Origin of the sequence: Streptomyces sp. NRRL F-6492, assembly GCF_001280125.1 — a bacterium.
Classification (GTDB): Bacteria; Actinomycetota; Actinomycetes; order Streptomycetales; family Streptomycetaceae; genus Streptomyces.
Window position 1 is genome coordinate 68,501 of record NZ_LGEG01000068.1, and the last position, 26,865, is coordinate 95,365.

Annotated in this window: 20 protein-coding genes and 1 tRNA gene; 18 read left to right on the forward strand and 3 right to left on the reverse strand. The window is 72.9% G+C overall.

Annotated features, from left to right (window positions below):
• Positions 1-20: 20 nt before the first annotated feature.
• On the reverse strand, positions 21-2,564 hold the full coding sequence (locus ADL08_RS08170; protein ID WP_078968072.1) for a DEAD/DEAH box helicase: 2,544 nt from the start codon (positions 2,562-2,564) through the stop codon (positions 21-23).
• Between the two features lie 80 nt (positions 2,565-2,644).
• On the opposite strand from ADL08_RS08170, the gene ADL08_RS08175 reads away from it, so the two are divergent.
• The 11 genes from ADL08_RS08175 (at position 2,645) to ADL08_RS08225 (ending at position 19,529) form a co-directional block, all read left to right on the forward strand.
• The gene (locus ADL08_RS08175; RefSeq protein ID WP_030205962.1) at positions 2,645-2,998 is read left to right on the forward strand and encodes an STAS domain-containing protein; all 354 of its coding nucleotides are present in this window, start codon (positions 2,645-2,647) and stop codon (positions 2,996-2,998) included.
• Positions 2,999-3,013: 15 nt separating this feature from the next.
• Positions 3,014-3,472: an ATP-binding protein gene (locus tag ADL08_RS08180; protein WP_053641387.1), complete on the forward strand. Its 459-nt coding sequence runs from the start codon at positions 3,014-3,016 to the stop codon at positions 3,470-3,472.
• 166 nt (positions 3,473-3,638) lie between these two features.
• Positions 3,639-5,987, forward strand: coding sequence for a sodium-translocating pyrophosphatase (locus tag ADL08_RS08185; RefSeq protein WP_053641388.1), 2,349 nt, complete (start codon positions 3,639-3,641; stop codon positions 5,985-5,987).
• A gap of 161 nt (positions 5,988-6,148) precedes the next feature.
• Positions 6,149-6,829 (forward strand): small secreted protein, encoded by a 681-nt coding sequence (locus tag ADL08_RS08190; RefSeq protein ID WP_053641389.1) that lies wholly within the window; start codon positions 6,149-6,151, stop codon positions 6,827-6,829.
• Positions 6,830-7,031: 202 nt separating this feature from the next.
• Complete coding sequence (locus tag ADL08_RS08195) at positions 7,032-8,594, forward strand: DUF7059 domain-containing protein (RefSeq protein WP_053641390.1); 1,563 nt, start codon at positions 7,032-7,034, stop codon at positions 8,592-8,594.
• Positions 8,595-9,089: 495 nt separating this feature from the next.
• Positions 9,090-9,287, forward strand: a complete 198-nt coding sequence (locus tag ADL08_RS08200; protein WP_053641391.1) for a hypothetical protein — start codon at positions 9,090-9,092, stop codon at positions 9,285-9,287.
• Positions 9,288-9,559: 272 nt separating this feature from the next.
• A complete protein-coding gene (topA, locus tag ADL08_RS08205) occupies positions 9,560-12,406 on the forward strand; it encodes a type I DNA topoisomerase (RefSeq protein ID WP_053641392.1) in 2,847 nt (948 codons plus the stop codon).
• 141 nt (positions 12,407-12,547) lie between these two features.
• Positions 12,548-16,381, forward strand: coding sequence for a dTMP kinase (gene tmk, locus ADL08_RS08210; protein ID WP_053641393.1), 3,834 nt, complete (start codon positions 12,548-12,550; stop codon positions 16,379-16,381).
• A 111-nt stretch (positions 16,382-16,492) separates the two neighbouring features.
• Positions 16,493-17,692: a DNA polymerase III subunit delta' gene (locus tag ADL08_RS08215; protein ID WP_053641394.1), complete on the forward strand. Its 1,200-nt coding sequence runs from the start codon at positions 16,493-16,495 to the stop codon at positions 17,690-17,692.
• A 130-nt stretch (positions 17,693-17,822) separates the two neighbouring features.
• Entirely contained in the window at positions 17,823-19,370 is a 1,548-nt protein-coding gene (locus ADL08_RS08220; protein ID WP_053641395.1) for an alpha/beta hydrolase, read from the forward strand.
• Between the two features lie 85 nt (positions 19,371-19,455).
• Positions 19,456-19,529 (forward strand) — tRNA-Thr (locus ADL08_RS08225).
• Positions 19,530-19,685: 156 nt separating this feature from the next.
• On the opposite strand, the gene ADL08_RS08230 is transcribed toward ADL08_RS08225, so the two are convergent.
• A complete protein-coding gene (locus ADL08_RS08230) occupies positions 19,686-21,266 on the reverse strand; it encodes a tyrosine-type recombinase/integrase (protein WP_053641396.1) in 1,581 nt (526 codons plus the stop codon).
• A 468-nt stretch (positions 21,267-21,734) separates the two neighbouring features.
• Here ADL08_RS08230 and ADL08_RS08240 point away from each other — a divergent pair, with 468 nt between their 5' ends.
• The gene (locus tag ADL08_RS08240) at positions 21,735-22,631 is read left to right on the forward strand and encodes a recombinase family protein (protein WP_159043021.1); all 897 of its coding nucleotides are present in this window, start codon (positions 21,735-21,737) and stop codon (positions 22,629-22,631) included.
• 20 nt (positions 22,632-22,651) lie between these two features.
• Here ADL08_RS08240 and ADL08_RS08245 read toward each other — a convergent pair whose 3' ends face one another.
• A complete protein-coding gene (locus tag ADL08_RS08245) occupies positions 22,652-23,623 on the reverse strand; it encodes a LuxR C-terminal-related transcriptional regulator (protein WP_159043022.1) in 972 nt (323 codons plus the stop codon).
• A 159-nt stretch (positions 23,624-23,782) separates the two neighbouring features.
• On the opposite strand from ADL08_RS08245, the gene ADL08_RS08250 reads away from it, so the two are divergent.
• From ADL08_RS08250 to ADL08_RS08275, 6 genes are all read left to right on the forward strand, one after another.
• Positions 23,783-24,079 carry a hypothetical protein gene (locus ADL08_RS08250; protein ID WP_053641399.1) on the forward strand — a complete coding sequence of 99 codons (297 nt, stop codon included), beginning with the start codon at positions 23,783-23,785 and terminating at the stop codon, positions 24,077-24,079.
• Positions 24,080-24,808: 729 nt separating this feature from the next.
• Positions 24,809-24,943, forward strand: coding sequence for a hypothetical protein (locus ADL08_RS38685; protein WP_267889556.1), 135 nt, complete (start codon positions 24,809-24,811; stop codon positions 24,941-24,943).
• Between the two features lie 11 nt (positions 24,944-24,954).
• On the forward strand, positions 24,955-25,497 hold the full coding sequence (locus tag ADL08_RS08260) for a hypothetical protein (protein WP_159043023.1): 543 nt from the start codon (positions 24,955-24,957) through the stop codon (positions 25,495-25,497).
• Complete coding sequence (locus ADL08_RS08265; RefSeq protein ID WP_053641415.1) at positions 25,494-25,787, forward strand: hypothetical protein; 294 nt, start codon at positions 25,494-25,496, stop codon at positions 25,785-25,787. The genes ADL08_RS08260 and ADL08_RS08265 overlap by 4 nt, the downstream gene beginning before the upstream one ends.
• On the forward strand, positions 25,784-26,005 hold the full coding sequence (locus ADL08_RS08270) for a hypothetical protein (RefSeq protein WP_053641402.1): 222 nt from the start codon (positions 25,784-25,786) through the stop codon (positions 26,003-26,005). Before ADL08_RS08265 ends, ADL08_RS08270 begins: the two co-directional genes overlap by 4 nt.
• 253 nt (positions 26,006-26,258) lie before the next feature.
• A partial coding sequence (locus ADL08_RS08275) for a DUF2637 domain-containing protein (RefSeq protein ID WP_159043024.1) occupies positions 26,259-26,865 on the forward strand: 607 nt, incomplete at its 3' end.

Below are 26,865 nucleotides of genomic sequence, written 5' to 3' on the forward strand. Positions count from 1 at the left end.
CGGCCCGTACCGGCCGGAGGTCAGGTCACGGGCGGGGCCTCCGGAACCCCCGCGGGGTCCACAGGGTCCGTGGGGCCTTCAGGATCTGCCTCCCGGTCCTCCCCGTCCTCCCGGTCCTCCGGGGCCTCGCGGAGGAGTTCCGTGAGGAGGCGGACCGCGCCGCGCTTGTGGAGGGGGTCGTTGCCGTTGCCGCACTTCGGGGACTGGACGCAGGAGGGGCAGCCCGCCTCGCACTCGCAGGAGGCGATGGCCTCCCGGGTGGCCGTCAGCCAGGCGCGGGCCGTGTGGAAGGCCCGTTCGGCGAAGCCCGCGCCGCCCGGGTGCCCGTCGTACACGAAGACGGTGGGCAGCAGGGTGTCGGGGTGGAGCGGTACGGAGACGCCGCCGATGTCCCAGCGGTCGCAGGTGGCGAAGAGCGGCAGCATGCCGATGGAGGCGTGCTCGGCGGCGTGCAGGGCGCCGCCGAGGATCTCCGGGCCGATCCGGGCCGCGTCGAGCTGGTCCTCGGTGACCGTCCACCACACGGCACGGGTGCGCAGGGTGCGGGGCGGCAGGTCGAGCTTGGTCTCGCCGAGCACCTCGCCCGTGACGAGGCGGCGGCGGAGGAAGGAGACGACCTGGTGGGTGACCTCGACGGAGCCGTAGCAGAGGCGGCCGGCCCCCCAGGGGATCTCGGTGTCGGTGTCGAGGACGGCGATGGAGGTGGTGTCGCGGGCGGTGGTGGAGTACGGCGGGACGGCCTCCTCCACGAGGGCGACGGAGTCCTTGAGGTCGAGCTCCCGCACCAGGTAGGTGCGGCCCTGGTGGAGGTGGACGGCGCCCTCGTGGACGGAGGCGTGGGAGGCCGCCTCGTCGACCGTGCCGAGGAGGCGGCCGGTGCCGGCCTCCACGATCCGCACGGGGCTGCCGCCGCCGCCCCGGATGTCGGTGAGGTCGGCCGCCCGCTCGCGCCGGGTCCAGTACCAGCCGGTGGAGCGGCGGCGCAGCAGGCCGGCCGTCTCCAGCTGGGGGAGCAGGCCGGGGACGGCCGGGCCGAAGAGGGCCAGGTCGGGTTCGGTCAGCGGCAGCTCCGCTGCCGCGGCGCACAGATGGGGGGCGAGGACGTAGGGGTTGTCGGGGTCCAGGACGGTCGACTCGACCGGTTGTTCGAAGATCGCCTCCGGGTGGTGGACCAGGAAGGTGTCCAGCGGGTCGTCCCGGGCGACCATGATCGCGAGGGCGCCCTCGCCCGAGCGGCCGGCGCGGCCCGCCTGCTGCCACAGGGAGGCCCTGGTCCCCGGGTAGCCGGCGATCAGGACGGCGTCCAGGCCGGAGACGTCCACGCCCAGCTCCAGGGCGGTCGTGGCGGCCAGGCCCAGGAGCTCACCGGAGTGCAGGGACCGTTCCAGGGCGCGGCGCTCCTCGGGCAGGTAGCCGCCCCGGTAGGCGGCGACGCGGCGGGCCAGCGCGCGGTCGGTCTCGGCGAGCCGCTCCTGGGCGATCACCGCGATCAGCTCGGCACCGCGCCGGGACCGCACGAAGGCGACCGAGCGGGCGCCCTGCCGGGTCAGGTCGGTCAGCAGGTCCGCGGTCTCGGCGGTGGCCGTGCGGCGCACGGGCGCGCCGCGCTCGCCGCTCAGCTCGGTCAGCGGCGGCTCCCACAGGGCGAAGACCAGCTCGCCGCGCGGGGAGGCGTCGTCGGAGACCTCGGTGACCGGCAGGCCGGTGAGGCGGCCGGCGGCCCGGGCGGGATCGGCGGAGGTGGCCGAGGCGAGGAGGAAGACCGGCTCGGAGCCGTACCGGGCGCAGATCCGGCGCAGACGGCGCAGCACCTGGGCGACGTGGGAGCCGAAGACGCCCCGGTAGGTGTGGCACTCGTCGATCACGACGTAGCGCAGGGCGCGCAGGAAGGAGGACCACCGGGGGTGGGACGGGAGCAGGCCCCGGTGCAGCATGTCGGGGTTGGTCAGCACGTAGTTCGCGTACTGGCGGACCCACTCGCGCTCCTCGACCGGCGTGTCGCCGTCGTAGAGGGCGGGGCGGATCCGGTTGCCGAGCGGGGCGGCCAGTTCCCGCACGGCGCGCCGCTGGTCGGCGGCGAGGGCCTTGGTGGGGGCGAGGTAGAGGGCGGTGGCCCCGCGTCCGTTCGGGGCCTCGGAGCCGTCCAGGAGGGTGGTGAGGACCGGGGCGAGGTAGGCGAGCGACTTGCCCGAGGCGGTGCCGGTGGCGATCACCACGGACTCGCCGTCGAGGGCGTGCTCGGCGGCCTGTGCCTGGTGGGCCCACGGATGCTCGATCCCGGCCTCCCGGACGGCCGCGATCACCTCCGGACGGATGCGGTGCGGCCAGACCGCATGACGACCCGCCCGGGCGGGCATGTGCTCCGTATGAGTGATGCGCGCGGCTCGGCTCTCGCCCGAGGAGAGCCGGTCGAGGAGCATGCCGGGAGAAGGGCGGCTGCCCTTGTCCCCGGCGGGACGACTGGGGCGGTGATTCTTGGCCATCGGCATCGAGTGTGTCACTGCCATGACGGACAATGCTTCCAAGGCGTCGTGCATGGCTGTCGGTAAGTGATTGAATGCCATCGCGGCTGGCGATCCGTTCCTCGGCCCCGTCCGGGAGCCCCGAGAGAACGATCGCCCGATAGCAAGGTGCTGGAGGATCCGTGGACCTGTCCCTGTCGACTCGCAATGTGACCGGCGCTGGTGGTGACCGTACGGTCGTCGAGGTCGGTGGCGAGATTGATGTGTATACCGCGCCCAAGCTGCGCGAGCAGTTGGTCGAGTTGGTGAACGACGGCAGCTACCACCTGGTCGTCGATATGGAGAGCGTGGACTTCCTCGACTCCACCGGCCTCGGTGTGCTCGTCGGCGGCCTGAAGCGCGTCCGTGCCCACGAGGGCTCGCTGCGCCTCGTCTGCAACCAGGAGCGCATTCTCAAGATTTTCCGGATCACGGGTCTCACCAAGGTGTTCCCGATCCACACCTCGGTCGACGAGGCCGTCAACGCCGTCGACTGAGCCCAGGGGGTTCGCATGGCCACCGTTGAACTCCGCTTCAGCGCCCAGCCCGAGCACGTCCGGACGGCCCGCCTGGTGGCGGCCGCGGTGGCGCGCCGGGCGGGGGTCGACGACGCGGTCCTCGACGAGGTGCGCCTCGCCGTCGGCGAGGCGTGTTCCCGTGCCGTCGGGCTGCACCGCAGCAACGACGTCACGACCCCCATCCGGGTCGTCCTGACCGAGGAGGAGAAGTCGTTCTCCATCGAGGTCGGTGACGAGGTGCCGGGCGCGGGGGTGGCGGCGGCCGATGCCGTCGGTGTCCCCGGCGCGCGGGCCGAGGCCCCGGCCGAGGACTTCGACGACGCCGACGGCGAGGACGAGATGGGCCTCGCGGTGATCCGCGGGCTCGTCGACGACGTCGAGGTGAGCGCCGGCTTGGACGGCGGCACCCTCCGCATGACCTGGCCGGTGAGCTCGGCGGACATCCTGTCCTGAGACGCCCCCGGACTCGCGGGGCGCGTGGGCGACGCGACGGGAAGAGGCCCTGCCCCGCAGGGCCTCTTCCCGTTCCCCGGGGCGGCGGGGGCGGGGATTGGTGCATCCGCGCGGGTACCTTCCGGGTCCCCGTATGTGCCGGTTCGTCTCCCTATGATCCGTCTCCATGGACCGATCCGTCCCCACGGACCCCGCTTTTCTCCCCATGGACCCGACCTTCCTCGCCGCGGCGGTGCTCACGAGCGGGAACCGGGCGATCGTGGTCGTCGTCGCGGCCGTCGCCCTCGGCGCGCTGGTCGTCGCGTGGTTCTTCGCCCGCCGGGTGCTCGCGGCCGGAGAGGGCACCGAGAGGATGCGGGAGATCGCCGCCGCCGTGCAGGAGGGGGCCAACGCCTATCTCGCGCGGCAGCTGCGGACTCTCGCCGTCTTCGCCGCCGTCGTGTTCCTGCTGCTCCTCGCGCTGCCCGCCGACACCTGGTCGCAGCGCGCCGGACGGTCCCTGTTCTTCCTGGTCGGGGCGCTGTTCTCGGCGACCACCGGGTACATCGGCATGCGGCTCGCCGTACGGGCGAACGTCCGGGTCGCCGCGGCGGCCAGGGACGCCACGCCGGCACCGGGCGAACCGGAGCGGGACCCGGCCGAGGTCGCCCACCGGGCCATGCGGATCGCCTTCCGCACGGGCGGGGTCGTCGGCATGTGCACCGTCGGCCTCGGACTGCTCGGCGTCGCCTGCGTCGTCCTCGTCTACGCCGCCGACGCGCCCAAGGTCCTGGAGGGATTCGGACTCGGCGCGGCGCTCATCGCCATGTTCATGCGCGTGGGCGGCGGCATCTTCACCAAGGCCGCCGACGTCGGCGCCGACCTGGTCGGCAAGGTCGAGCAGGGCATCCCCGAGGACGACCCGCGCAACGCCGCCACCATCGCCGACAACGTGGGGGACAACGTCGGCGACTGCGCCGGCATGGCGGCCGACCTCTTCGAGTCGTACGCCGTCACCCTGGTCGCCGCGCTCATCCTCGGCAAGGCCGCCTTCGGCGACCACGGCCTCGCCTTCCCCCTGATCGTCCCCGCGATCGGCGTGGTCACCGCCGTGATCGGCGTCCTCGCCGTCTCGCCCCGGCGGACCGACCGCGGCGGGATGAGCGCGGTCAACCGCGGCTTCCTCGTCTCGGCGGTGATCTCGCTCGGGCTCGTCGCCGTCGCCGCCTTCGCCTACCTGCCGCCCTCCTACGCCGATCTGAAGGGCGTCACCGAGCCCGGCATCCCCGGCCACGGGGGCGACCCGCGCGTCCTCGCCCTGGTCGCCGTCGCCCTCGGCATCGTCCTCGCCGCGCTCATCCAGCAGCTCACCGGCTACTTCACCGAGACGAGCCGGCGGCCCGTGCGGGACGTCGGGAAGTCCTCGCTCACCGGCCCCGCGACCGTCGTCCTCGCGGGCGTGGCCCTCGGCATGGAGTCCGCCGTCTACACGGCGCTCCTCATCGGACTCACCGTCTACGGGGCGTTCCTGCTCGGCGGGACCTCGATCATGCTGGCGCTCTTCGCGGTCGCGCTCGCCGGGACGGGCCTGCTCACCACCGTCGGCGTGATCGTCGCCATGGACACCTTCGGCCCGGTCGCGGACAACGCCCAGGGCATCGCGGAGATGTCCGGGGACGTCCGGGGCGCGGGCGCGCGGGTCCTGACCGACCTGGACGCCGTCGGCAACACGACCAAGGCCATCACCAAGGGCATCGCCATCGCCACCGCCGTCCTGGCGGCCGCCGCGCTCTTCGGCTCGTACCGGGACGCCATCGCGACCGCGGTCGCCGACGTCGGCGCGGAGGCGGGCGCCCTGACGCTCTCGATGGACATCTCGCAGCCCAACAACCTCTTCGGCCTGATCCTCGGCTCCTCGGTCGTCTTCCTCTTCTCGGGCCTCGCGATCAACGCCGTGTCCCGGTCGGCGGGATCAGTGGTGTACGAGGTGCGGAGGCAGTTCCGCGAGCACCCCGGGATCATGGACTTCAGCGAGAAGCCGGAGTACGGGCGGGTCGTCGACATCTGCACCAAGGACGCGCTGCGCGAACTCGCCACGCCCGGACTGCTCGCCGTGACGGCCCCGATCGCGGTGGGCTTCGCGCTCGGCGTCGGCCCGCTCGGCGCGTACCTCGCCGGGGCGATCGGCACGGGGGCGCTGATGGCGGTCTTCCTCGCCAACTCCGGTGGCGCCTGGGACAACGCGAAGAAGCTGGTCGAGGACGGGAACCACGGCGGCAAGGGCAGCGAGGCGCACGCGGCGACCGTCATCGGGGACACCGTCGGCGACCCGTTCAAGGACACGGCGGGACCGGCGATCAACCCCCTCCTGAAGGTGATGAACCTGGTCGCGCTCCTCATCGCCCCGGCGGTCGTGCGGTTCGGGCACGGGGACGACGCGAACGCCTGGGCGCGGGGGGCCGTCGCCGCGGTCGCGCTGCTCGTCGTGGTCGTCGCCGTGCTCCTCTCCAAGAGGCGCTCCGTGGAGGTCTCCTGACGCGGCATCCGTCTCGTCCAGGGAGACGGCGGGGAAACGTGAGCGGTCTCTCCCTTGGTTCAAAAGGCTTCAATAGCGGATGAATCAGTCGTACGAAAGGTGGAAGTAGCCCGTTCGGCGTGTATGTTCCGGGGCCGAGAGCCTTGGAAGGGACCGAACCGGTGAACAAGAAGCTTGCGGCCGCACTGTCCGGCGGCGCGGTACTCGTGCTCGCGCTGTCGGGTTGCAGCGGCGACGAGGGCAACAAGGTGGACGACTGGGCGAAGACGTTCTGCGACCAGGCCAAGCCCCAGATCCAGAAGCGGGCCGACGCCCACCAGATCATCATCTCGACGGCGGCCGACAGCAAGCCCGCCGAGATCCAGGCCGCGGACTCGAAGGCGTTCCAGGACATCGCCGACGCCGACCGGGCCCTGGCCAAGGCCGTCGAGACCGCAGGCGCCCCGCCCGTGGAGAACGGCGAGAAGGTCAAGCAGGACGCGATCAGGGAGCTCAACGAGACCGCGGTGGCCTACGAGGGGCTCAAGAAGCAGGTCGACGCGCTGGACCCGTCGAACCAGCAGAAGTTCGCGGACGGCCTCCAGAACGTCGCCAACGGGCTGACCCGGATCGAGAAGATGGACCAGAACGCCCTGGCCAAGCTGGAGGAGGGCGAGCTCGGCCAGGCGATGGCCAAGCAGCCCGGCTGCCAGAAGCCCACCGCCTCGACCCCGCCGAAGCCCTCGGGCTCCGCCTCCCCGGGCGCCGGTTCCACCGCGGACGCGGGCGGCGCCGTCGCGCCCACCAAGGGGGCGTCCGCGAAGCCGGGCGGGAAGGCGACGGCCACCAAGAGCGAGGAGTAGGCCACCCCCCCCGGTGGGCCCCACCGGCCCGCTCGTGGGCCCGACGGGCCGTTCATGAGCCCCCGTCAGGCCGTACGTGGGCCTCGGTGGACCGCTCGCAGGCCGTCCGGTCGTCCTCCGGGGCCCGAACCCCGGGAGGCGATCGGGCGGCCGTCGACGGGTCGGCCGCCCCGATGTCGGTGGCGGCCGTCACAATGGGGCGGTGAGTACGACCAGTCTGACTTCCCGCCTCCCGGTGCCCGCGCACGCCGCCCGTCTGCGCGAGGCGCTGCTCGCCGCCGACTTCACCGCCGACGGCCTGCTCGACCTGCTCGGCGCCTCCGCCTACGCGGCGCTCGCCCGCAGCGAGACCGTGCCCGCCCTGCGCGCCACCGGCGGCGACACCCCGCTGGAGACCCTCGTCCGGCTCTTCCTGCTCCAGGAGCCCGTCGAGCACGCCCGGGCCGCCGCCGCGCTCCCGCTGGACGAGGCCGTCGCCGACGGCTGGGTGGTCCGCGAGGACGACACCGTGCGCGCCGCCGTCGACGTCCGGCCGTACGGCGGGCCCGACGGCGAGGACTGGTTCATCGTCTCCGACCTGGGCTGCGCCGTCGGCGGCGCGGGCGGCATCGGCGAGAAAGGCCGCCAGGCAGGGACAGCCGTGGTCCTCGGCGTCGGCGGCGCCTCCACCACCCTCGCCGGCATCACCGTCCGCACGCCGGTCTCCTCCGCGCTCGACCTCGGCACCGGCTCCGGCATCCAGGCGCTGCACGCCACCCGGCACGCCACCCGGGTCACCGCCACCGACCTCAATCCGCGCGCCCTGGACTTCACCCGGCTCACCCTCGCCCTCTCCGGCGCCCAGGAGGCCGAACCGCTCGTGGGCTCGCTCTTCGAGCCGGTCGGGGACGACACGTACGACCTGATCGTCTCCAACCCGCCGTTCGTGATCTCGCCCGGTACCGGACTCACCTACCGGGACGGCGGGATGGGCGGCGACGACCTGTGCCGGACGCTCGTGCAGCAGGCGGGCGAGCGGCTGAACGACGGCGGGTACGCCCAGTTCCTCGCCAACTGGCAGCACGTGGACGGCGAGGAGTGGCAGGAGCGGCTGCGGGCCTGGGTGCCGCGCGGCTGTGACGCCTGGATCGTGCAGCGGGAGGTCCAGGACGTCACCCAGTACACCGAGCTGTGGCTGCGGGACAGCGGCGACCACCGGGGCGACCCGGCCGCCTACCGGGCCGCGTACGCCCGCTGGCTCGACGAGTTCGAGGCCCGCGGGACGCGCGCGGTCGGCTTCGGCTGGATCACGATCCGGCGGAACGCGGCGGTGGCCTCCGGCGCGGTCGAGCCCTCGATCGTGATCGAGGAGTGGCCGCACCCGGTCGAGCAGCCCCTCGGGCCCACCGTCCGCGCCCACTTCGAGCGCCAGGACTACCTGCGGACCCACGACGACGCGGCCCTCCTCGCCGACCGGTTCACGCTCGCGCCCGAGGTGGTCCAGGAGCAGGTCGGCCTGCCCGGCGCCGAGGACCCGGAGCACGTGGTGCTCCGGCAGAACCGGGGCATGCGCCGCGCGACCCGGGTGGACCACGTCGGCGCCGGGTTCGCGGGCGTCTGCGACGGCACCCTCAGCGCGGGCCGCATCCTCGACGCCATCGGCCAGCTGATGGGCGAGGACCCGGTCCTGCTGCGCGACCGCACCCCGCAGGCGATCCGGCTCCTCGTCGAGGAGGGCTTCCTGCTGCCCGTGGGGGAGGCCGGGGGTACGGCGGACACGCCCTAGGGCCCGCCCCTTCCGTCCCCCTCCGCTTCTCCCGGCGCCGGCCGGCTCGCGAGCGGCGCCGGGCGGCCTTCCCGCCGTCCGCCGTCCGGCCGGTCCCGGGTCGCCGGCGTGCGCCGGAACGCCCTGGTCCGGGCGTTTCTCCGGGTCTCCTGCCCGCCGCCGCCCCCGGCCGCCCGTGCCCGGCGGGCGTCGTCCGGCCCCGCGCCCGGAGCGGCCGGGAGCGCCCGGCGCGTCCGGACTCCGCTTCCTCCGTCTCCTCCGCCTTCTCCGTGAACTCCTCCGCCTCCTCTGTGAGGTTTCCCCGGTGTGACATGGGCGACGGGAGCGGGAGCGGCGGAAGGGCATCCGCGAGGGCCGGATCACTACCGGCCATCTTCGTGAAACCGGCCGGACGGGCCCACGGCGTTCACCCGGAGTTCGCGCCCGCGTCTTCCCGGGGTGCGAGCCTCCCCTCCGGGAGACGATCACCGCACGGGGACGGAACGGGGTACGGGCATGGAGAGCGGGCCGGCGATCTTCGCGGGAGCGGCGTTCACGCTGTTCGGAGGCGCGCTGCTGCTGTGGACCGCCGTGCGCGCGCTGCACCGCGAGCCCGTCGCGCACGGGATCCCCCCGCGCGCCGCGGTCGCGCTGACGAGCCTCTCCGGGGCCGCCCTCCTCGCCCTCGGCTTCTGGTGCTTCGGACGCCTCTGACCTCCTCCTCCGGTTCCGCCGCCGGTCCCCGGCGCACGCGCCCCGCCCCGCCGGTCCGGGAGTCCGGGCGGCAGGAATGCCAGGACTCGGGTTACCGTTCGAGTGGCCGTTGCGGGCTTTCGCCGTTTGACACGGGGGCGGGTTGTACCGTCACACTCCGCAGCGACGGGAGCGTCACCGTCCGTGCCGCTGCCGTGCGTGCCGGCGCCGTACGTGCCCGGTAAGCGCGCCGTACGTGCCCAGAGAGTGCCGAACCGGAGAGAAGAGCGAAGTTGTCCCCGACCAGCGAGACCGCACACGGCGGCCGCCGACTCGTCATCGTCGAGTCGCCTGCCAAGGCGAAGACGATCAAGGGCTACCTCGGCCCCGGCTACGTCGTCGAGGCGAGCGTCGGGCACATCCGCGACCTCCCCAGCGGCGCCGCCGAGGTGCCCGAGAAGTACACCGGCGAGGTGCGCCGCCTCGGGGTCGACGTCGAGCACGACTTCCAGCCCGTCTACGTCGTCAACGCCGACAAGAAGGCTCAGGTCAGGAAGCTCAAGGAGCTGCTCGCCGAGTCCGACGAGCTCTACCTCGCCACCGATGAGGACCGCGAGGGCGAGGCCATCGCGTGGCACCTCCAGGAAGTCCTGAAGCCCAAGGTCCCGGTCCACCGGATGGTCTTCCACGAGATCACCAAGGACGCGATCCAGGCCGCCGTCGCCAACCCGCGCGAGCTCAACCAGCGCATGGTCGACGCCCAGGAGACCCGCCGCATCCTCGACCGCCTCTACGGCTACGAGGTCTCGCCGGTCCTGTGGAAGAAGGTCATGCCGAAGCTGTCGGCGGGCCGCGTCCAGTCCGTCGCCACCCGGCTCGTCGTCGAGCGCGAGCGCGAGCGCATCGCCTTCCGCTCCGCCGAGTACTGGGACCTCACCGGCACCTTCTCCACCGGCCGCAAGGGCGACGCCTCCGACCCGTCCTCGCTGGTCGCGCGGCTCGCGACGGTCGACGGCCGGCGCGTCGCGCAGGGCCGCGACTTCGGCTCCGACGGGCGGCTGAAGACCGCGAACGTCCTCCACCTGGACGAGGCGAACGCCCGGGCGCTCGCCGCCGCGCTCGCCGACACCGCCTTCTCCGTGCGCTCGGTCGAGTCGAAGCCGTACCGCCGCTCCCCGTACGCCCCCTTCCGCACCACCACCCTCCAGCAGGAGGCGAGCCGCAAGCTGGGCTTCGGGGCGAAGGCGACCATGCAGGTGGCGCAGAAGCTGTACGAGAACGGCTTCATCACCTACATGCGTACCGACTCCACGATCCTCTCCGACACCGCCGTCTCGGCGGCCCGCGCGCAGGTCACGCACCTGTACGGCGCCGACTACCTGCCGGAGAAGCCGCGCGTCTACGCCGGCAAGGTCAAGAACGCGCAGGAGGCGCACGAGGCGATCCGGCCCTCGGGCGACCGCTTCCGCACCCCGGCGGAGACCGGTCTGACCGGCGACCAGTTCAAGCTGTACGAGCTGATCTGGAAGCGGACCGTCGCCTCCCAGATGAAGGACGCGACCGGCAACTCGGTCACCGTGAAGATCGGCGGCCGGGCCTCCGACGGCCGCGACGCCGAGTTCAGCGCGTCCGGCAAGACCATCACCTTCCACGGCTTCATGAAGGCGTACGTGGAGGGGGCCGACGACCCGAACGCGGAGCTCGACGACCGCGAGCGGCGCCTGCCGCAGGTCGCCGAGGGCGACGCGCTGTCCGCCGGGGAGATCACGGCGGACGGCCACGCGACCAAGCCGCCGGCCCGCTACACCGAGGCCTCGCTGGTCAAGGAGCTGGAAGAGCGCGAGATCGGCCGCCCGTCGACGTACGCCTCGATCATCGGCACCATCCTCGACCGCGGCTACGTCTTCAAGAAGGGCACGGCGCTCGTGCCGTCCTTCCTGAGCTTCGCCGTCGTCAACCTCCTGGAGAAGCACTTCGGGCGGCTCGTCGACTACGACTTCACCGCCCGCATGGAGGACGACCTCGACCGCATCGCGCGCGGCGAGGCCCAGTCCGTGCCGTGGCTGAAGCGCTTCTACTTCGGGGACACCGAGGGCGGCCCGGCCGCCTCCGGCGGTGCCGCCGACGCCGGGAACGGCGACGGCGACCACCTCGGCGGCCTCAAGGAGCTCGTCACCGACCTCGGCGCCATCGACGCGCGGGAGATCTCCTCCTTCCCCGTCGGCAACGGCGTCGTGCTCCGCGTCGGCCGCTACGGCCCGTACGTCGAGCGCGGCGAGAAGGACGCCGAGGGCCACCAGCGCGCCGACGTCCCCGACGACCTCGCGCCCGACGAGCTGACCGTCGAACTCGCCGAGGAGCTGCTCGCCAAGCCGAGCGGCGACTTCGAGCTGGGCGCCGACCCCGTCAGCGGCAACCAGATCGTCGCGAAGGACGGCCGCTACGGCCCGTACGTCACCGAGATCCTGCCCGAGGGCACCCCGAAGACCGGCAAGAACGCGGTCAAGCCGCGCACCGCCTCCCTCTTCAAGAGCATGTCCCTCGACACGGTGACCCTGGACGACGCGCTCAAGCTGATGTCCCTGCCCCGGGTCGTCGGCGCCGACGCCGAGGGCGTCGAGATCACCGCGCAGAACGGCCGCTACGGCCCGTACCTGAAGAAGGGCACGGACTCGCGGTCGCTCACCGACGAGGAGCAGCTCTTCACCATCACGCTCGACGAGGCCCTCGCCATCTACGCCCAGCCGAAGCAGCGGGGCCGGGCCGCGGCCAAGCCGCCGCTGAAGGAGCTGGGCACCGACCCGGTCAGCGAGAAGCCCGTGGTCGTCAAGGACGGGCGCTTCGGCCCGTACGTGACCGACGGCGAGACGAACGCGACGCTGCGGACCGACGACAGCGTGGAGACGATCACGCCCGAGCGCGGCTACGAGCTGCTCGCCGAGAAGCGGGCCAAGGGACCGGCGAAGAAGACCGCCAAGAAGGCCCCGGCGAAGAAGACCGCCGCGAAGAAGGCCACCACCACCGCCAAGAAGACGGCGGCGAAGAAGACGACCGCGAAGAAGACGACGACGGCCACGAAGACCGCCGCGGCGAAGAAGACCGCCGCGGCCGGGAAGACGGCGTCGGCGAAGACGGAGTAGTCCTCCGGGGAGACCCGGGACGACCACGGAGGGGCGGGGGCCGACGGCCCCCGCCCCTCCGGCGTCCCCTCCTGTCACAGCCTCGTCCGGATGTTCGGACGGGGGCCGCGGGGAGGAAGGGCGTCCGGATAGGGTGGACGGATGACGCGAGCAGAGCAGCCAGACCGTCTCGGCGATTCCGACGCCGCACTCGTCGCGGATTCCCGGGAGCGCGCCGTACGCGCCCTCTTGCGCCACCAGCCGCTGCGCCGGCTGTGGAACGCCCATCTGCTCGGCAGTACCGGCGACGCCCTCGCCCTCCTCGTCCTCGTCCTCCTCGGTTTCCAGGCGGCCGTGACGGAGGACGCGCTCGGGGGCGGCTACCGGGGGGCCGCGTTCGCCGTGGCCGCCGTCGTCGGTGCCCGCCTGCTCGCCTCGGTCCTCTTCGGAGCCGTCCTCCTCGGTCCGCTGACCGCGCTCACCGGACCCGGCGGGGCGCTCGACCGGCGCTGGACCATGATCGGCTCCGACGGCGTGCGGATCGCGCTCCTCGTCGTCGCGCCCCTGTGGATCGACTGGACCCCCGGCAGCGCCCTCTGGTACCTGCTCGGCACCGTCTTCGTCACCGGAGCGGCCGAACGGCTCTGGACGATCAGCCGCGAGGGCGCCGCGCCCGCGCTGCTGCCCGCCCCGCCCCTGGAGGGCTCCGCCGTACGCCCGCTGCCCGACCACCTCGGCGCGCTGCGCACGCTGTCCCGGCGCACCGGCTTCCTCGCCGTCCCGGCCGCGGCCGTCGTCCTGCTCGTCGCCACCCTGGTCGGCGAACTGCTCGGCGTCGGACTCGACTGGTTCTCGCTGCACAGCGCCGCCCTCGGCTCGTACGTTGCCGCCGGCCTCTTCGCCGCCTCCGTCACCGTCCTGTACGCGATGGCGCTGCCCGGCGGGGAGACGCCCCGGCCCCGCTCGCCCCTGGAGGGCCTGCGCCGGACGCCCGCGAAGAAGGCCGACACGGACAAGGACGGCGAGGCCGGCAGGTCCGGTGCCGCGGAGAAGGGCGGCAGGTCCGGTGCCGCGGAGAAGGGCGGTGCCGGGGAGAGGGTCGGCAAGGGCGGTGGCGCGGAAAGGGCCGGCCGCACCGGCATCCTGTCCCTCCTCGTCCTCGCCTGCGCCACCGTCGCCGGGGCGATCGCCGCGGCCGCGTCCGTCGCCGTGCTCCACGCGGACGACCTGGGCGGCGGCCCCGTCACGTACGCCCTCCTGATCCTGGCCCTCAGCGGCGCCACCGCCGCCGGCATCCGCACCGCGGGCTCCGTGCTGCCCGTCCTGTCCCGGCGCCGGCTGCTCGCCCTCGCGATCACCGTCACCGGGGTCGCCCTGATCGCCGCGGGCCTGGTCCCGGACACGGCGACCGTCCTGTTCCTCGCCGTCCTCGCCGGATACGCGGCCGGGGTCGCCGCGAACACCGGCCACGTCCTGATCGACCAGGAGACCGAGGAGCCCCGCCGGGCCCGGACCACCGAGCACCTCCAGGCCGCCGCCCGCTTCGCGATGGGCATCGGCGCGCTCGCCGCCCCGCTGCTCGCCGCCGCGATCGGACCGCACCGGCTCGCCTCCGGCAGCTCCGTCCTGGTGCACGGCGGCGCCGCCTTCACGCTCGCCCTCACCGGCGCCCTGCTGCTCCCGGTCGCCGCGCTCGTCCTCGCCAGGGCCGACGACCGGGCGGGCGTCCCGCTCCGGCGCGACCTGCGCGACGCGCTGCGCGGCTCCGACCCGGCCCAGGCGCCGTCCCCGACCGGCTTCTTCATCGCCCTGGAGGGCGGCGACGGCGCCGGGAAGTCCACCCAGGTCCAGGCGCTCGCCGACTGGATCCGCGCCAAGGGCCACGAGGTCGTCGTCACCCGCGAGCCCGGCGCCACCCCGATCGGCAAGCGGCTCCGCTCGATCCTCCTCGACGTGTCGTCGGCGGGGCTCTCGAACCGGGCCGAGGCCCTGCTGTACGCGGCCGACCGCGCCGAGCACGTCGACTCCCTGGTCCGGCCGGCCCTGGAGCGGGGCGCGATCGTCCTCTCCGACCGGTACATCGACTCGTCCGTCGCCTACCAGGGCGCGGGCCGCGACCTGTCCCCGACCGAGATCGCCCGCATCTCCCGCTGGGCGACCGACGGCCTCGTCCCGCACCTGACCGTCGTCCTCGACGTCTCCCCGGAGACGGCGAGGGAACGGTTCACCGAGGCGCCCGACCGGCTGGAGTCCGAGCCGCCGGAGTTCCACGCGCGCGTACGGGCCGGTTTCCTCGCCCTCGCCGCCGCCGACCCCAGCCGCTACCTCGTCGTCGACGCCGGCCAGGAGCCGGAGGCCGTCACCACCGTCGTGCGCCACCGGCTCGACCGGATGCTGCCGCTCTCCGAGGCCGAGGTGAAGGCCGCCGAGGAGGCCCGCCGCAAGGCCGAGGAGGAGGCGCGGCGCAGGGCCGAGGAGGAGGCCGCGCGCAAGGCCGAGGAGGAGCGCCTGGAGCGCGAGCGCCAGGCGCAGCTCGCCAGGCTGCGTGCCGAGGAGGAGGAGCGCAAGCGGCGCGAGGAGGAAGAGGCGCGCCGCCTGGAGGCCGAGCGGCAGGCGGAGGAGGCCCGCCGGAAGGCCGAGGAGGAGCGGATCGCCGCCGAGCGCGCCGCCGAGGAGGAGCGCAGGCGCCTCGCGGCCGAGGAGAAGGCCCGCGAGGAAGAGGAGGAGCGGCTCCGCAGGGAGGCCGAGGAGGAGGCCCGGCTGCGGGCCGAGGCCGAGGCGCGCCGCCTGGAGAAGCAGCGCAAGGCCGAGGAGGCCCTGCTCCGCGCCGAGGAGGCGCGCCGTGCCGCCGCGAAGGCGGCCGCCGCGAAGGCGGCGGAGGAGGCCGCGGCGAAGGCGGCCGCGGAGAGGCTCGCGGCCGAGGCCGCCGCGAAGGCCGCCGCCGAGCGCGCCGCCGCCGAACGCGCGGCGGCGGAGCAGGCGGCCGCCCAGCGGGCCGCCGAGGCGAAGGAGGCCCGGGAGCAGGCCGCCCGCGAGCGGGAGGTCCGGGAGAGGGCCGCGGCGGAGCGCGCGGCGGCCGAGGCCGCCGCGGCCGCCGAGCGGGAGGCCCGCGCGAAGGCCGCGGAGGCGGCGGAGCGGGCCGAGCGGAAGAAGGCCGAGGCCGCGGCGCGGGCCGCGACGGAGCGGGCCGCCCGCGCCGCCGAGGTGTCGGCGAACGAGGTCACCGTGGCCACGCCGGTCGTGAAGCCGGACGAGGTCACCGTGGCCACGCCGGTGGTGAAGCCGGACGAGGTCACCGTGGCCACGCCGGTCGTGAAGCCGGACGAGACCACCGTGCCGACTCCCGTCGTGAAGCCGGACGGGCGGCCGGGTGCCGGGCGCTCCCCGGAGCGGGACGACCCGGACGCGCCGACCGTCTCGCCCGAGGAGGTCACCGTCGCCACGCCGGTCGTGCGCCCCGGGGCGGAGGTCCGGCCGGAGACGAAGACCGCCGTCCTGCCGCAGGTCCGCGAGGAGCGGGGTGCCGACGAGACGGCGGTCCTGCCGCGGATCCGCGAGGAGCGCGGCGCCGACGAGACCGCCGTGCTGCCCCCCGTACGGGATCCCCGGAGGCCCCGGGCGTCCGGGCCCGCCGCCGACCGGCTGCCGAAGGACTTCTTCCGCGACGAGCGGGCGGGCGGCTCCGGCGGTCGGGCCGGTTCCGGCGGCGCGGCTGCTTCCGGCGGTGCGGCGGGGTCGGCGGGTTCGGCGGGTTCCGCCGGTTCGGCGGGTTCGGCGGGTTCGGCGGGTTCGGCGGGTTCCGCCGGTTCCCGCGGTGCGCGTCGGGAGGAGCCGCACGGCGCGAACGACCGGACCAGGGAACTGCCCCAGCTCGACGAGAACGGACGGCCGCGCCGTTCCGACTGGGCCGAGGAGACCCCGCTCGACGACCTGCCGACGCTGGCGGACGAGCTGTTCGGCCCGCACGAGGACGAGGACGGGCAGCCCCGCCGCTGAGGCCCCGGCCCGAAGCCCCTCCGCGCCCGTCCGACGGACGGGGACCGCCCACCGGCGAGGACTGTCGGTGGGCGGCCCCACAATGGAGGGCGTACCTGAGGAGGGGCAGACATGGCCGTATGGGACGACCTGGTCGGACAGACCCGGGTCGAGGAGCAGCTCGCCGCCGCCGCGCGCGACGCCGACGCCTTCGTGACCGCCCAGGAGACCGGCGGGCCCGCTCCCGAGGCCTCGAAGATGACCCACGCCTGGCTCTTCACCGGCCCGCCGGGAGCCGGCCGGGTCGACGCCGCGCGGGCCTTCGCGGCCGCCCTCCAGTGCGTGAGCCCCGACCGCGCCCTCGGCGGGACGCCGGGCTGCGGCTTCTGCACCGGCTGCCACACGACGATGATCGGTACCCACGCCGACCTCACGACGGTCTCCGCCGTCGGTACGCAGATCCTCGTCGGCGACATGCGCGACACCGTCCGCAAGTCCTTCACCGCGCCGGCCAACGGCCGCTGGCAGGTCATCCTGGTCACCGACGCCGAGCGGCTCAACGAGCGGTCGGGCAACGCGGTCCTGAAGGCCGTCGAGGAGCCGGCCTCCCGCACCGTCTGGCTGCTCTGCGCCCCCTCCCTGGACGACGTGCTGCCCACGATCCGCTCCCGCTGCCGCCACCTGAGCCTGCGGACCCCTCCGGTGGAGGCCGTGGCCGACGTACTCGTGCGGCGCGACGGCATCGAGCCCGGGGCCGCCCTGGCCGCCGCCCGCGCGGGCCAGGGGCACGTCGGCCGGGCCCGCCGGCTCGCCACCGACGAGCGGGCCCGCGCGCGCCGCGCCGTCGTCCTCAGGCTGCCGGTGCGGGTCGCGGACATCGGCGGCTGCTTCAAGGCCGCCCAAGAGCTGGTCGACGCGGCCGCCGAGGACGCGAAGCAGGTCGCGGAGGAGGTCGACGTCAAGGAGACCGAGGAGCTGAAGGCGGCGCTCGGGGCCGTGCAGGGCGGACGGATGCCGCGCGGCACGGCCGGACTGATGAAGGAGCTGGAGGACAAGCAGAAGCGGCGCGGCCGCCGGACCCAGCTCGACAGCCTGGGCCTCGCCCTCACCGACCTCACCGGCTTCTACCGGGACGTGCTCGCCCTCCAGCTCCGCTCCCGCACGCCGCTGACGAACGAGGACGTGCGGGACGCGCTGGAGGACGTCGCCCGCGCCTCCACCCCCGAGCTGACCCTCCGCCGCATCGAGGCCGTCCTCGCCTGCCGCGAGGCCCTCGACCGGAACGTGGCTCCGCTGCTCGCGGTGGAGGCCATGACGATGGCGCTGCGGTAGCGCGTCCGGAGCCGGACGGGACCGGCGGGACCGACAGGGCCGGGACCGGCGGCGCGGGACCGGCGGGGCGGTCCGTAGGCGACTCGTCACGATTGGACACGGTCCGTACCGGGCCGGATACGCTCCGGGGATGGACTCCAGGCGCTTGCTCCGTACGTCCGCCGCGGCCCTCGCCGCGGCCGGGCTCATCCTCTCCGGCTGCTCGGGCGGGAGCGACGCCGCCGCCCCCCGCGCGACGGACCGGGGGCGGCAGGCGCCCTCCGCCGCGCCCGGGGCGCTGAAGGAGTTCTACGCGCAGAAGCTGACGTGGCGGGACTGCGGGACGACCGGCTTCCAGTGCGCGACCCTGAAGGCCCCGCTCGACTACGCGAAGCCGGACGGGGAGGAGATCGAGCTCGCGGTCTCCCGGGTGCGGGCCACGGGCCCGGGGAAGCGGATCGGGTCGCTCCTGGTCAACCCCGGCGGGCCCGGCGGCTCCGCCGTCGGCTACCTCCAGGGGTACGCGGGCGTCGGCTACCCGGCCCCCGTCCGCGCCCGCTACGACATGGTGGCCGTCGACCCGCGCGGGGTCGCCCGCAGCGAGCCGGTCGAGTGCCTGACGGGCCCGCAGATGGACGCGTACACCCAGGTCGACCAGACCCCCGACGACGCCGCCGAGACCGAGGCGCTCGGCGCCGCCTTCAAGGACTTCGCGGCCGGCTGCGCGAAGCGCTCGGGGAAGGTCCTGCCGCACGTCTCCACCGTCGAGACGGCCCGCGACATGGACGTCCTGCGGGCGGTCCTCGGCGACGAGAGGCTCCACTACGTGGGGGCGTCGTACGGCACGTTCCTCGGCGCCACCTACGCCGAGCTGTTCCCCGACCGGGTCGGGCGGCTCGTCCTCGACGGGGCGATGGACCCCTCGCTCTCCGCGATCGACCTCAACCGCGACCAGACCGCCGGCTTCGAGACCGCCTTCCGCGCCTTCGCCGCCGACTGCGTCGCCACGCCGGACTGCCCGCTGGGCACCGGGTCGGTCGCGGCGGCCGGCGAGGCGCTGAAGAGGTTCTTCCGGGACGTGGACGCGAAGCCGCTGCCCACGGGGGAGAGCCGGAAGCTCGGCGAGTCCCTCGCCACCACGGGCGTGATCGCGGCGATGTACGACGAGGGCGCCTGGCCCCAGCTGCGCGAGGCCCTCACCCAGGCGAAGAGCGGCCGGGGAGCGGGCCTCCTGGCCCTCGCCGACAGCTACTACGAGCGCGAGCCGGACGGCGAGTACGCCAACCTCATGGCCGCCAACGCCGCGGTGAACTGCCTCGACCTGCCGCCCGCCCACCGCGACCCGGCCGGGGCGGCGAAGGCCGTCCCGTCCTTCGAGAAGGCCTCCCCGGTCTTCGGCGCGGGCCTCGCCTGGGCGGCCCTCAACTGCGCCTACTGGCCGTCCCCGGCCACCGGCCGCCCCCACCGCATCACCGCCGAGGGCGCCGCCCCGATCCTGGTCGTCGGCACCACCCGCGACCCGGCCACCCCGTACAAGTGGGCCGAGTCCCTCGCCGGCCAGCTCTCCTCCGGCGTCCTCCTGACCTACGAGGGCGACGGCCACACCGCGTATGGCCGGGGCAGCGACTGCGTCGACACGGCGGTCAACGCCCACCTCCTCGAAGGGACCCCTCCGCCGGACGGAAAGCGCTGCTCGTAGGCCCTCTCCGGGGGTGGTCGGAGCACTCCCGGAAACTGTGTAGACTTGGCGACGCCGCTGCGCCCACCACGGGACCGCACGGCTTGCCGCCTTAGCTCAGTTGGCCAGAGCAACGCACTCGTAATGCGTAGGTCTCGGGTTCGAATCCCGAAGGCGGCTCAAGAAGAAGGGCCAGGTCAAACATACGTTGACCTGGCCCTTTGTCATTTCCTGATCTTCGGATTGATAGAGACCACTCGGCCTGTAGGCCTCGTTCCCACCCCCCATGGGAACGGAATGGGAACATGGCGGTTCCCGGGCGTTCCCACAGCCTGATCAGGCGGGCCCGAGCTTCTTCCCGGCGGCCTTGCCCTTGGGGCCCTTCTCCGGCCCCTTCTTGTCCTTCTTCGGCTTGCCGGCCACCTTCGCCGCCTTCTTGCGCGCCTTCTCCACCAGGACGACTGCGGCTTCGGCAGCGGCGTCCTCCAGGGTGGGCATGATCGAGGTGTAGGTGTCCATCGTCATGCGCAGCGACGAGTGGCCGAGCATCTGCTGAATGACCTTCGGGGCCACGCCGGCGGCGAACGCCTGAGATCCTGCGCCGTGGCGGGCGTCGTGCAGACGGATGGGCGGGAGGCCGGACAGCTCAACCAGTCGGTCCCAGCGGTCGGTGAACACCTGGGGGTGGTACTCCTTGCCGTTCTCGTGGGTGAAGACCCGGCCGCCGGAGTCGATCCAGGCGTTCTCCTCCTCCCACGTCTCGCGCTCGGCCTGCTGTGTCTTCCGCCACGCTTTCAGCAGGGCTACGGCCTGGGAGTCGAGCTTGATGTCGCGGACGGAGTCCGCCTTCGGGGTGGCGTCGTGGACCTCGTACGAGACGGTGACCAACTGCTCGGTGACGTGCAGCACGCTCTTCTTGAGGTCGATCTCGTGCCAGGTGATCGCGGCGGCCTCGCCGCGGCGCAGGCCCCGGAAGACGACGAGGTGCCACAGAGGGAACAGCCGGTCGCCGGACACGGCGTCGAGGAACTGGGCGGTCTGCTCTGTCGTCCAGACCATGACGGGACTGGGCTTCTTCCCGGTGCGCTTCCAGCGGGCTACCCGCTCGTCCGTCCAGACCAGCCCCTTGGGCTTGGTGACCTTGGGCAGGCTGACCATCGTGGCGTAGTTCTTTGCGATCAGCTCCTCGTCCACGGCGTCGGCGAGGGCCGAGGACAGAGTCGCGTTGATCGAGCGCATAGTCGCCGGTCCGGTGACCCGCTGGACCTTCTTGCGGGCCTCGGTGTGCTGGCGGCGAAGGTCCCACCAGCGGGCGCGCAGCTCGGTGCGCAGCTCCTTCTGGTCCTGCGGCGTGGCCGTCCACGTCTCGTAGGCGGCGCGGGCCTCCTCGCCGAGTTTGTCGGTCTTGGCGCGGTGCTCCTCCCGGCGCTCGTTGTCCTCCACGATCCAGTCGTACATGGCCTGGATGCTGCGCGTGTGCAGGTGGCGCATCTGCAGCTTGCCCAGGTGCGGGATGAAGTACAGCTCCGCGTCCCTGGTGTACTCGTGGTGGGTGGTGACGGCCAGGTCGTGCTTCTTCTTCTTGAGCCAGCGGCGCAGGTACTCCTCGACGGTCTCCTTGGACAGGACGTTGATGCCGTTCTGGGCGGCCTTCCAGACCTTCTCGGCGGCCCCGGCCGCGTCCTCCTGGGTGCGGAAGCCGCCCTTCTTCGCCCGAGGCCGGCGGGAGCCGTCCGGGTTGGGCGGCAGCTCTATGGAGTAGTACCAGGAGCCGTGAGCGCGCTGGGTGAGCTTCGGGCAGGTCTTCTCCAGACCCCCGATCTTCGGAGACCCGTCGGCGTTGTGGAGGGGCTTGCCCTCCTTGTCGGAGAGCTGCCCTCTGCATGAGCACCGCTTGTAGGTCTTGTCCTCGAACATGTTATCGATTACCCCCCTGGGCTGATCGTTCCTTGTGGATCACCGTATGCATACAGTCTTCATCTGGAAGACCTGTATCACCTGGAGATTTCCTCTCTAGCCTGTAAAGTGATCGCGAGTTGGCGCGGGGGAGAAACGCGGCAATGAGATGACGACATCGAGCACAACCGCAGACGCCAACCAGCCCGGGATGAGCTTGAGCGAGGTCTTGGCGCTGCCCGCGACGGTCAACGTCGTGACGGCTGCCCGCGCACTGGGCATCGGTCACAACAAGGCGTACGACCTGATCCGAGCGGGCACGTTCCCTGTCCGGACCCTGCCACTCGGGAGCACGGTGAGGGTCCCTACGGCTGCCTTGTGGGAGGCGCTGGGTGTCGGCTCGCTGCCGCAAGGTGGCGCAGCGGGCCACTGAGTGAGGGTGGGCCTATGCCTCGGTTGTACGGCTTCGAGGATCAGAGACTCTCCCGCGTGCGGGAGTCGGAGCGGCAGGTAGCGCGGGAGGCGGTGAGCCGTCTCCTCGTCGCCCGCCAGTCGCGTCCTGAGGTCGTCGCCTGGATGAATGCCGAAGGCCATCGCGGCACGATGGGTGGCGAGTGGACCACCGGTTCGCTGGGCCGGTTCCTCGCCAACCCCGCCATCGCCGGCCTGGAGCGTGACCCGGAGACCGGCGAACTGCGCGAGACCGGGCGGCCCGCCCTTATCACCCGGAACGAGTTCGAAGAACTCGAAGCCCTGTCAGGCCGGACAGACGGTGTCGCCCCCGTCCGTCAGGAGGACTTCCCCTACCTCTTCTCCGAGGGCCTGACGGAGTGTGGTAACTGCGATCACACCATGACCGGGCACCGTTCGAACGCGGGCACTCCTTCCTACCGGTGCGAGAACTGCGGGATCCGGATCACGGCCGCTGCCCTGGAGGACTACGTCGGCGAGAACGCTCTGGCCGAGCTCTCCCGGCCGGGGACGCGGGAAGCTCTTGAGGTCGCCCAGGAGAAGATGCGTGTCGAGGCAGCGGCGCTGCGGCGGCGGATCAAGTCGCTCACGGCGTCGCGCGACGGCCTTGCTGAGCCGTACGCCGAGGGCCAGGTCACCCGCGCGGTTCTCGTCACGGCGGACGAAAAGATCAGCGAGAAGTTGAAAGAGGCGCGTACGCGGCTGCGGTACACGGAGCAGATCGCGGACGCCAAGCTGCCCATCGGGGATGTTGAGGACCTGGTGCGCTGGTGGGAGCACGCCCCGCACGCGTCGAAGAGGGCTGTGGTCGCACTCCTTTTCGACCGTGTGCGGGTGATGCCGGCGCGTGCGCGCGGCGTGCGCAGCGCGGAGGACCGCGTCGAGTTGAAGTGGCGCACTTCCGAAGCGGCCTGACTCGCCCCACGGCGGCCGGGTCAGTCGTGAATGCTGTACTCCGGAGACCTGCACCACCAGTGGATGAGCTGTGCCTCGCTTTTCAGCCCGAGGCGCTTGGTCAGGCTCCGGATACGGTCGCCGAGCCAGTTCGGTGAGATCGACAGGGCATCGGCGATCTCGGCCCGGCTCTTCCCAGAACACAGCTCCCTCAGCAGCGCCCTGTCACCCTTCGTCGTGACGGTCCCCTGATCGGCGGTGGCGGCCCCGTACCAGGTGTCGGCGCGGGCCCAGTCCAGCTCGAACTCGGCGATGATCCGGGCGACGAGCAGCGGTTCGGTGACCACGACGCTGACCGTCGGCGGCGGCGGGCCTTCACCGCTGTGGTCAGGGATGAACGCTGTCCGGTCGTCGAAGATGATGCTGCGCTGGAACGGGGCCGCGAGGGTGCGGACTTCGGCCCCGAGGCCGGCCATGTTCTGGGCCCAGTTGCTGACCGTGGGGGTGCGGCGCAGAGAGGCCGGGTACAGCGTGCGCATCGCGAGTCCTCGCCGGAGGCCGGCCTCGTCCCGTTTCAAGGACTTCCGCAGGTCCTCCGGGGTGCGCTGGCCGGGCTGCCCGCTCCGGATGATGCTGCGGGTGAGGTGGTGCTCGTCGTTGATCCGCTTGTTGATCTCGTCCAGGCCGGTCAGCCGTTCAACGCCTGCGGCGCCGGGGCGGGCGGAGTCGAACCGCTTCTCCAGGTCGGCCAGGAACGAGGGCATCGCGTCGGCGAAGACGGACGCGGCCGATATGTGCGCCTGCAGGAGGGTGATGAGCTGCGGGCCGACGCGGCGTGGGTCGACTGCGCTGTAGGCGCCGGGGGAGTGGAGGACCGGCACGACGAAGCCGGCGCTGAGCAGGGCGTCCAGACCCGGGATGTCCGCTGGCAGACGCTCACCGTTCAGGATGCGTTGGTAGACATCGACCGCCTGATGGGGCAATTCGGGAAGCACCGGTTGCTCTGTGGTCATTCCGTCCCCTGGATCTTGCGAGTTGTTGAATATTGGTGTTGCCCACGTACGTGATCCATTACAGGGTGTATTCCCTGGGGGCGTCGGCATCGAGGCATGTTACCCGCCCGTACTCCCCTTCCGATCATGCACGGAACGCACATCTCGGTAGGAAACCCAGTGAGTATCTTCACCACAGCAATGCGTAAGCGGATTTCCGCTGCGACCCTTCTGACCTGCGCTCTTATCGGTGGAATCGGGGCTTCCGTCGCGGTCGCCCAGGGGGCCCCGGCGCAGAGTGGCACCACCCGGCCGGTCCTCGCGGGCGACACCACCTGGTTCGCCATCGTCCCTCCGGTGACGGTCGCGCAGAGTGACACGACATGGTCGGAACCGGCCAATCCGGGCGTCGAGGGAAAGGACGACACGACTTGGTCGGCCCCGGAGTTGACGAACTATGAGGACACGACCTGGTGAGATCCAGCCGCCGAGCGCCCCGGGGGGTCGGGGCGCACGGTGGATCTATAGCGCGGGGGTACGGGAAGGGCTGCGCGCGGGCTGCGCGGGCCGACGCAGGATTGTGCGGGGCGGAACAGGTCCCGTACGGGGGAGGGGCCGCGGTATGGCGATGGATCCGGAGCGGATTCGGCGACTGGCGCGAGAGGCGGACGAGGCCGGGCGCCGGACGATGAGCCCGGACGAGGCGATGCGGGCGCTGGCTGCGCTTGTCGTTGTGGACGCCCAGGTGGTGATGCCGGATCAGGGGTGTGACCCTGCCCGGCGAGGCACCGCCTTGCGTCGGGCGAGCTGATCACGCAGGCGCGGGTGGAACGGGGTGGGTCTGCCTGCCCGGTTCTCCGGCCGGAGGAGTGCGGAACCCTGAGGATCGGGAAATCCGTGCAACAAAAGATAGGCCGCAACACTGGAGCGTGATACTTTCACTTCGTGATCGGGAACGGCCGTAGCCGCGGAACCGGCCCGCTCACACGCCGGTACGACATCCCCACCTCGGTGTCTGGCGGGTGGCACATCCCCCGCGCCCTGCTCGCCAGACGCCGGCGCCGCCCCATGCGGAGCCACCAGGGAGAACGGACCGGCGGTCCGGACGCACGGACCCGCCTCGATTCCGGTCGAGGCGGGTCCCCGCGCGTCTGGGGCCATCCACGCCCGCCGCTCCGGCGGCCGGCCCGACTGCAGGAGGACGACATGGCGGCGACCGCCGACGGCCAGCCCCACACCAGCAAGACGGAGCGGACCCCGCCCTTCCCGGGCGCGGTGTGGTGCGACGCCTGCGAACGCTGGTGCTCCCCCGCAGGAATCTGCGGCTGCAACAACCGGTGACGAGCGCCCCCATGACGGACACGACTCCTGTTGCGCCGGCGACGCCGACGCAGCTTCTGCATCTCGTCGGCCACGCGGAGAAGCGCCGGCTCACCCCCGACGAAGCGGCCCGCCTGCGCGAGGGCATGAGCCCCGGCGCGCCAGAGCCCGCCGTCCCGGACTCCCGCTTCGGGTCCTCCCTCCTCTTCGGCCTCGCCCTCGGCGCCGCTCACCAGGCCGGACCGGACCTTCCGAACACCGGCCCGCTCCTCGGCCGCCGCGTCCTGACCGTCGAGGAGCAGGACGTGCTGTGGGCCGCCGTCGCCCACCTCCTCGGATCGGCCGGGCACCGCCCCGTCCCCTTCGCCGCCGTCCGCACAGTGGTCCGCGCGGCCCTCAGCCAGTTCGGCATCCTCCTCCCCCCGCCGGCCCTGGACCCCGGCACGTGCCCCAGCATGTTCGCCGACCACCAGGGCACGTGGTGGCAGTGCCGAAAGCCCAGGCACGACCCTGCCGACGGCCATACGGCCAGAGAATGGGTATGGGCGGACGAGAACTCCGGGCGGACGACGTGAGAGCGTTCTACCGGGGGTACGACAAGCGCACCAACCGGCGGCACCCGCTGGTCAGGAGGCTCCACATCGTGCGCGAGGACGGGAAGTTCCCCGGCCGCGCCGCCGAATGCGGCACGGCCGGATGGCCCGTCACCAACAGCCCGGTCATCGTCCTCGACCCCATGCCGCCCGCTCCCCCCGAGGGCTTGTCCTGGTGCCCTCCCTGCATCGGGCGAGCCGCCGAACGCGCCGGACTGCTCCTCGGGTTCGCTGCCCTCCTGGCCGCAGCCGGACAGGAGGGGGCGCGGTGAGCCAGCTCTACGCCGGCGTCGGGAGCCTGGCCCTCACGGTGCTGCTGCTCGGTGTCGGGGCCCGGCTGATCCTGTGGTCGCTGAACGGCGAGCCCGGCCGCCGCCGCCCCTGCTCCTGGTCCCGGTGCCCCGTCTGCCAGGTACCGACAGCACCGGCAGCAGCACCGCTCGCCCTCTCCGGCCGCAGCAGCAGCGACGACACCGGGACGGCGCGGTGATCAGCAGCACCAGCAGCAGCAGCACCGTCCGAAGCCGTCGCCCCCGGCAGCGCCCACCGCCATCTTCGGCCCGACCGGCACCAGCACCATCACCGGCCCCTCGGGCCCGCGCTGTTCCCAGAGCAGCAGCCGAACGTCAGTTCGTGTGGTGCCTCAACAGCAGTAGCGTTTCCCCTACATACCCAACAACGGCAGCGGCCCCCGGAAGTGCTGTAACACTCCCGAGGGCCTAGCAGCAGGAGAGTGACCTCCCGTGCCTGATCGCCACGGTACCGTGCCGCCCGACGCCTCCAGGGGCAGGGCCACCCGCACCACCATCGCCGTCGCCTACCTCGTGGCCATCGCCGCCTTCGAGTCCGTGGGCTTCCGGCTGAGCTACGACAGCCTGCACGCCATCGCAGTGGCCAACGAGGTGGACCCCGGCCACGCCTGGATGTTCCCCGTCCTGGTCGACGGCGGGATCGTCCTCGGATCCATCGGCGTGGTCCGCTCCATCGCCGCCGGCCGCCCCACCGCCTGGCCCTGGATCGTCACCGCGGCCTTCACCTTGATCAGTTGGAGCTTCAACGTCGCCAACGCCCCCAGCACCCCTGGAGGGTGGGCGGTCGCCACGGTGCCGCCCCTCGCGCAAATGGTGGCGCTGGAGCTTGGGATGCAGGAAATGCGGGCGCTACTGCTCCCCGTCAGCACCAGCACCATCCGTTCGGCGGCCTCCTCGTCCTCCGTCCCCAGCACCTCCGGCTCCACGCTCGCGAAGGCGATGGAGCCTCCCGCCAGCAGCGCCGAGGAGCCGCCGGTCGTGGAGCCTCCCGCCAGCAGCGCCGAGGAGCCGCCGGTCGTGGAGCCTCCCGCCAGCAGCG

Bases quoted from the DNA above. Each gene is read 5' to 3' on its own strand.
- ADL08_RS08170 (WP_078968072.1), bottom strand. From the start codon at position 2,564: ATGGCATTCAATCACTTACCGACAGCCATGCACGACGCCTTGGAAGCA.
- ADL08_RS08180 (WP_053641387.1), top strand. From the start codon at position 3,014: ATGGCCACCGTTGAACTCCGCTTCAGCGCCCAGCCCGAGCACGTCCGG.
- ADL08_RS08185 (WP_053641388.1), top strand. From the start codon at position 3,639: ATGGACCGATCCGTCCCCACGGACCCCGCTTTTCTCCCCATGGACCCG.
- ADL08_RS08200 (WP_053641391.1), top strand. From the start codon at position 9,090: ATGGAGAGCGGGCCGGCGATCTTCGCGGGAGCGGCGTTCACGCTGTTC.
- tmk (WP_053641393.1), top strand. From the start codon at position 12,548: ATGACGCGAGCAGAGCAGCCAGACCGTCTCGGCGATTCCGACGCCGCA.
- ADL08_RS08215 (WP_053641394.1), top strand. From the start codon at position 16,493: ATGGCCGTATGGGACGACCTGGTCGGACAGACCCGGGTCGAGGAGCAG.
- ADL08_RS08220 (WP_053641395.1), top strand. From the start codon at position 17,823: ATGGACTCCAGGCGCTTGCTCCGTACGTCCGCCGCGGCCCTCGCCGCG.
- ADL08_RS08230 (WP_053641396.1), bottom strand. From the start codon at position 21,266: ATGTTCGAGGACAAGACCTACAAGCGGTGCTCATGCAGAGGGCAGCTC.
- ADL08_RS08245 (WP_159043022.1), bottom strand. From the start codon at position 23,623: ATGACCACAGAGCAACCGGTGCTTCCCGAATTGCCCCATCAGGCGGTC.
- ADL08_RS38685 (WP_267889556.1), top strand. From the start codon at position 24,809: ATGGCGGCGACCGCCGACGGCCAGCCCCACACCAGCAAGACGGAGCGG.
- ADL08_RS08260 (WP_159043023.1), top strand. From the start codon at position 24,955: ATGACGGACACGACTCCTGTTGCGCCGGCGACGCCGACGCAGCTTCTG.